The sequence below is a fragment of the Rickettsia endosymbiont of Ixodes scapularis genome (assembly GCF_000160735.1).
GTDB lineage: Bacteria > Pseudomonadota > Alphaproteobacteria > Rickettsiales > Rickettsiaceae > Rickettsia > Rickettsia tamurae.
The window spans coordinates 127,258-133,398 of sequence record NZ_CM000770.1; the positions used below are offsets into that span (position 1 = coordinate 127,258).

A 6,141-nucleotide genomic window follows, 5' to 3' on the forward strand; every position below is an offset into this window, starting at 1 on the left:
ACAACTTACATGAGGCTAATATGAAGAATAAGAGTAAAGTATCAAATCCGACTATAGAAAAAGTAGTATCAGAAATACTATCACAAAGTGATCCATCTGAGATATTTGGCAAAGAAGGAATATTTCAGGAAATTAAAAAGCAGATAGTAAATAAGATTTTAGAAAAAGAAATGGAATCTCATATAGGTTATGAGAAGCATTCTAAGAATACCAAGGAGTCAGATAATAGACGTAATGGCAATTATGAAAAGACTCTAATAGATTCCGAGGGTCGTAAATTGATAGTAGAAGTGCCAAGGGATCGGGAAGGAGAATTTGAACCTCAACTAATTCCAAAAGGAGTAAGGAGATTTGAAGGATTTGATGATAAAGTAATATCTTTATATGCTAGGGGAATGACTATTCGAGAAATACAAGGGCACTTAGAAGAACTATATGCCACCAAAGTATCATCTGAGTTAATATCAAAGGTAACTGATGGCATTTTAGAGGAAGTTACTGCGTGGCAGAATAGAGCACTTGATAGTGTATATCCTATAATGTAGATTGTATTCATGTTAAGGCAAGAGACAATCATATAATAATAAATAAAGCAGTTTATCTAGCTATTGGCGTGAATATAGAAGGCAAGAAGGAACTATTAGGTATTTGGATAGGCAAGAATGAAGGATCTAAATTTTGGATGCAAGTAGTAACAGAACTGAAGAATCGTGGTGTAGAACAAATATATGTTGCGTGTGTTGATGGTCTTAAAGGTTTTCCAGAAGCAATAAATAGCATTTTCCCAAAAACCACAGTACAACTGTGTATTGTTCATATGGTAAGAAACTCTGTAAAATACGTATCATATAAAGATTTAAAATTGGTAACAGCTGATTTAAAGGCAGTTTATTCTGCAATAAATGAAGCAGAGGGATTAAGAGAATTACAAAATTTTGCTAAAAAATGGGATGAAAAATATCCAGTTATTTTTGATATATGGCAGAGAAATTGGTCTGGAATAGCTCCGTTCTTTAGCTTTCCGGAAGACATTAGAAAGGCGATTTACACTACTAATGCTATTGAATCAACTAACCGTCAAATTCGTAAAATTATAAAAAATAAGGGGGGTATTTCCAGATGATAAATCGATTCAGAAAATAATCTTTTTAGCATTGACAAATGCTTCTAAAAAATGGACAATGCCTATTTAAGAATTGGGCCATGGCTTTAAATCAATTTGCTATACTTTGTGATACTAAATTTACAAAATTGGGCAAATGGAGAAATCGTACTTACACAAAAAATCTGACAGACCCGAAAAATTAGCCAACTAATGTAACTTGTATCTCACTATCTTGTACTACTTTGACATATTCGTTGTATACATCATCAGGCAAGTTACTAAATGCCTGATCTATGATAAGTGTCCCTACTCCTACCAATGCTAATTGAAAACAAATATCTTCAGTCTGAGTATCGCCGGATACTTGTCCTGTTTCTATCTCCAACTGCTTGTGCAAAAAAAGCAAAAGGTACACCGATCAATACGACAATTTTTTTATTATATCAACCATTTTACCCTAAGTTGAAACTAAAGAACCCTCAGCTATAAGCTGAGGGGTTATAAAGTGGAATCGATTAGAAATCGATCATCATTCACAGGTTCACCTTCCTGTTCATCAATATAGCGCTGTATCATTTCATCAGTTATATTACCTGAACTGACCGCCATATAGCCCCTAGCCCACAAATGATTGCCCCAAAATTGTTTTCTTAAATGAGCAAATTCTTGCAATAAAATTCTTGAGCTACTACCTTTTAAATACTGTACTAACTTGCTAAGAGATATTTGTGATTTATATGAGATAAACATATGCACGTGATCACATGATATTTTTCCTGAAATTATATATACTTCATGTTCCATACAAATCTGCCTTAGTAAATCTCTAGCCCTTTCCGCTACTTTGCCTATCAATACTCTCTTCCTATATTTTGGTATCCATATAAGATGTACTTTTAAATCATACTGACTATGACTATTCTTTCTATAACTTCTCATGTTTCTTGATATAAATTCATTGCTAAAGCAATTTCATTATATCTTCCCTTCGCCTGAAGGCGAGGGATTTCTTATCCCCGAAGGGGGACATTAAAAAAAATTAAGGTTATTATACCGAAATCACAAATTTAAGCTTACGATCATGAGATTCAACCAGAAAATTATCTATTAATTGTTCTTTTAAACAAACTCCGGCGGTTAATATATTTCGGTTATTATTAAGATATCGGTCAAAATGTCCTTTGCCGTATCCAAGTCTATAACCCTCCTTACTAAACGCAAGCCCTGGGATAATAACTAACTCAGGAATAAAAAAATCATTATTTATAGGTTCATAGGTTTTAAAAGCCCCTAAAGCCAATTGATCGTTATAATGATAAGGACAATATTTTATCTCATTTTTTATAATTTTCGGTAAGAAGAATTTTATTTTAGGATGTAAGTTTGTTATTTCAAGTAAGTTAATTTCGTATTTTAGAGGAAAGTAAAGTCCTACTGTTTTTACTTTTAACTCCTGTAATAACCGGCTAATTTTATTGATTAGGGAGTTTTTGACTAAGTCGGAAGTAATTTTTTCTTGGTTTTTTATTAAAAGTTCTTTGAAATAAAGACGCAGTTCTTGCTTGTTCATATTATTGTCATACCGTGGCTTGACCACGGTATCCATAAAAATAACTTACCATTCTAATAATTTTAACTGGATCCCGTGGTCAAGCCACGGTATGACAATTTGAACATTTACATATTAATAGTCCTTTTATCCACACTAAGTGCTGCTTCTTTTATAGCTTCGCTTAAAGTTGGATGGGCATGGCAGGTTCGTGCTATATCTTCTGAAGCTGCTCCGAATTCCATATAAGCGGTAAGCTCGGCAATTAATGTACCTGCATCGGCTCCTATAATATGAGTTCCTAAAACCCTATCGGTTTTACTATCGGCAAGAATCTTAACCATACCTTCCGTACTACCGATTACTCTTGCTCTACTATTTGCTAAAAACGGAAACTTACCGACTTTATAATTAATGCCTTTTTCTTTTAGTTGTTCTTCCGTTTCACCGACACTTGCTACTTCAGGATAAGTATATATTACGCTTGGAATTAAATTATAGTTAACATGTCCTGCCTGCCCTGCCATAATTTCCACGGCAGCTACAGCCTCTTCCTCGGCTTTATGAGCAAGCATAGCTCCTTTTACCACATCACCGACTGCGTAAATATTTGAAATTGCTGTTTGGAACCGGTCATTAATCTCAATTCTACCTTGCTTATCCGTAATAATACCGACAGACTCAAGTCCTAGATTTTGCGTATAAGCTTTTCTGCCTACCGCCATTAACACAACATCGCTTGTTACTACCGAACTCTTACCGCCCTCCTCTATTGTCAGATTTACTTTTCCTGACTTTACTGCAGATAGCACTTTAGTGTTCAGTTTAAACTCTATACCTTGTTTTTGCTGTAGTTTCATAAATTGCGTAGCAATTTCTTTATCAAGCATAGGTACAATGCTCGGTGCATACTCAATAACCGTTACTTTAGCTCCCAAACGACGCCAAACTGAACCAAGTTCTAAGCCTATATACCCTCCCCCGACAACTATTAAGTTCTCAGGTACTTTAGAAAATTTCAAAGCACCGGTAGATGAAACAATAAATTCTTCGTCTATTTTGATGTTCGGTATTTCTATGACGCTGGAGCCTGTAGTAATTAGGATATTTTTGGCTTTAATTTGCTCTTTATTTACTTCAACGATATTACTAGAGATAATTTTAGCTTCGCCTTTTATCCTAGTAACCTTATTCTTAGCAAATAAGCTTTCTATACCTTTTGTAAGATCAAGAACTACTTTATCTTTATTAGCTAGCATTTTTTGTAAGTCTAGTTTTACATCTGCAGTAATACCTATACTCTCAAAATGCTTTAGAGCTTCTTCATATTTTTCAGAGGAATTAAGTAAAGCTTTCGACGGTATGCATCCTATATTTAAACAAGTGCCGCCAAGAGTATCGTTTTTCTCAATACACGCTACTTTCATACCAAGCTGAGCAGCCCTAATACTGCCTGTATAACCGGCCGGACCGCTACCTATTACCACTAAATCAAATTCTTGCATATTTTTACCTTATATTATCCTCCCTTTGTCACCCCGTGGATTGACCATGGTATCCAGAAAACAACTTAAAATACTAATAATTTAGTATTTTTAACTGGACCCTGTGGTCAAGCCACGGGGTGACAACAAAAAAGCCTAGATTCCCACTTTCGCGGGAATGACATCGACTGCCATACGGTAATGCCTCTATCATCATTCCAACCCAACCATACACCACTATCACCTTTATAACAACTTTAATCTTATACTATTCTTATTCGGTGAAGCAATAAAACTAATTAAATTAATATTATCTTCAAAGTCGTTTGTATAATTTTGTAGTAAAGAAAACATCTTTTTAGAAATAGCGTAATTATGACTAGCATTTAGTGAATTTGACTCACCTATATTTTTTATTTCCCTCATTAAAGCTAAAGGATTATCAAATTTTAGCTCTATATTTTCATAGTCAACAATTACTTCGGCAAATCCTGCTTGTGATAATAGTATTGGGACATGATCAAAATGAATAAAAGGAGAAATATGAGGAAAATGTTTAAAACCACTTGCTATTTCGGCATCTATTAAGGATTTACGTAAATTCTTTAAGCTATTTCCTCCGACAAAATTACCGATAAAAATACCGTCAGGCTTTAAAAATGTTCTTATATTAGATAGAAAACTTTGCGCATCGTTTATCCAGTGTAATCCTAATGAATAAATAATTAAATCAAAAGAGTTCGGAGGAAATTCTAAATCTTCATCATCGATTAACAATTTGTGATTATGCTCAAAAAAATCAAGCAATAAAGGCGACATATCTGTTACGGTAATATCGGCACTTCGATAAGCATTTTTTAGTAAACCCGTAAGATAACCGCATTTAGCCGATATTTCTAGAATATTCGAAAAATCCTTATCAATCATCTCTAACCGACTTATTATATCATTAGCTGCATGCTTGATAAATAAGCTGTTACTTATTCCCGCTACTGCATTATTTCGGTGATTTTTTAGCTTTAGTCTGTTGAATATATAATCCTCTCCTATCTTGAATTTTCTCTCCTAAAATTGTTGGTGGCGGCGGTCGAGAAATAAAACCTCCTAAAAAATCTTCTAGCAAACTATTTTGAACAAGTTCTCTCTGTCTTGCAGTGTGAATATCATCCCCTTTAACTCTATCTAGTCCTTCAAAATTCTCCTGAATACCTACAACTATAGGTTTCGTATTTTTATTATTAGGCGATAAAGGTTCTAAACTCAACAGGCTTTTTTCTGAAGGATTTAAATCCGAAGTTAGATCCAAATGCTCTAAGTAGACAGGTTTTAGTTGTTTATCATTACTAGAAACTTTTTTTCTTTCTACCGCTGAAACATTGTTCTCTGTCTTATTAGATTCTCCTAGAGATTTATAACTAACTTATACACAACAATAATAATATAAACTAAAGAACCCTCAGCTATAAGCTGAGGGGTTATAAAGTGGAATCGATTAGAAATCGATCATCATTCACAGGTTCACCTTCCTGTTCATCAATATAGCGCTGTATCATTTCATCAGTTATATTACCTGAACTGACCGCCATATAGCCCCTAGCCCACAAATGATTGCCCCAAAATTGTTTTCTTAAATGAGCAAATTCTTGCAATAAAATTCTTGAGCTACTACCTTTTAAATACTGTACTAACTTGCTAAGAGATATTTGTGATTTATATGAGATAAACATATGCACGTGATCACATGATATTTTCCCTGAAATTATATATACTTCATGTTCCATACAAATCTGCCTTAGTAAATCTCTAGCCCTTTCCGCTACTTTGCCTATCAATACTCTCTTCCTATATTTTGGTATCCATATAAGATGTACTTTTAAATCATACTGACTATGACTATTCTTTCTATAACTTCTCATGTTTCTTGATATAAATTCATTGCTAAAGCAATTTCATTATATCTTCCCTTCGCCTGAAGGCGAGGGATTTCTTATCCCCGAAGGGGG

General features: G+C 34.0%; 6 protein-coding genes and 2 pseudogenes. 1 reads left to right on the forward strand and 7 read right to left on the reverse strand.

The genetic code is table 11. From position 1 onward, the window contains the following. The first annotated feature begins 20 nt into the window (after window positions 1–20). A pseudogene (locus REIS_RS11800) lies at window positions 21–1,308 on the forward strand (IS256 family transposase). Here REIS_RS11800 and REIS_RS00640 read toward each other — a convergent pair. The 7 genes and pseudogenes from REIS_RS00640 to tnpA (REIS_RS00670) form a co-directional block, all read right to left on the reverse strand. After that, window positions 1,305–1,527: pseudogene (locus tag REIS_RS00640) on the reverse strand (hypothetical protein). The pseudogenes REIS_RS11800 and REIS_RS00640 overlap by 4 nt on opposite strands. 76 nt (window positions 1,528–1,603) lie before the next feature. Then, window positions 1,604–2,044 carry an IS200/IS605 family transposase gene (gene tnpA / locus REIS_RS00645; protein ID WP_008579324.1) on the reverse strand — a complete coding sequence of 147 codons (441 nt, stop codon included), beginning with the start codon at window positions 2,042–2,044 and terminating at the stop codon, window positions 1,604–1,606. A gap of 109 nt (window positions 2,045–2,153) precedes the next feature. Continuing rightward, window positions 2,154–2,675, reverse strand: a complete 522-nt coding sequence (locus REIS_RS00650) for a 5-formyltetrahydrofolate cyclo-ligase (RefSeq protein ID WP_037214145.1) — start codon at window positions 2,673–2,675, stop codon at window positions 2,154–2,156. 107 nt (window positions 2,676–2,782) lie between these two features. Then, window positions 2,783–4,159, reverse strand: a complete 1,377-nt coding sequence (lpdA, locus tag REIS_RS00655) for a dihydrolipoyl dehydrogenase (RefSeq protein ID WP_008579327.1) — start codon at window positions 4,157–4,159, stop codon at window positions 2,783–2,785. Between the two features lie 225 nt (window positions 4,160–4,384). Then, entirely contained in the window at window positions 4,385–5,104 is a 720-nt protein-coding gene (locus REIS_RS00660) for a methyltransferase domain-containing protein (protein ID WP_256377127.1), read from the reverse strand. A 31-nt stretch (window positions 5,105–5,135) separates the two neighbouring features. Next, window positions 5,136–5,402 (reverse strand): hypothetical protein, encoded by a 267-nt coding sequence (locus REIS_RS00665; RefSeq protein WP_037214147.1) that lies wholly within the window; start codon window positions 5,400–5,402, stop codon window positions 5,136–5,138. Between the two features lie 211 nt (window positions 5,403–5,613). Further along, the gene (tnpA, locus tag REIS_RS00670) at window positions 5,614–6,054 is read right to left on the reverse strand and encodes an IS200/IS605 family transposase (protein WP_008579324.1); all 441 of its coding nucleotides are present in this window, start codon (window positions 6,052–6,054) and stop codon (window positions 5,614–5,616) included. Window positions 6,055–6,141: the final 87 nt, after the last annotated feature.

Coding starts and splice junctions, on each gene's coding strand:
- tnpA (WP_008579324.1), bottom strand. CDS start 2,044: ATGAGAAGTTATAGAAAGAATAGTCATAGTCAGTATGATTTAAAAGTA.
- REIS_RS00650 (WP_037214145.1), bottom strand. CDS start 2,675: ATGAACAAGCAAGAACTGCGTCTTTATTTCAAAGAACTTTTAATAAAA.
- lpdA (WP_008579327.1), bottom strand. CDS start 4,159: ATGCAAGAATTTGATTTAGTGGTAATAGGTAGCGGTCCGGCCGGTTAT.
- tnpA (WP_008579324.1), bottom strand. CDS start 6,054: ATGAGAAGTTATAGAAAGAATAGTCATAGTCAGTATGATTTAAAAGTA.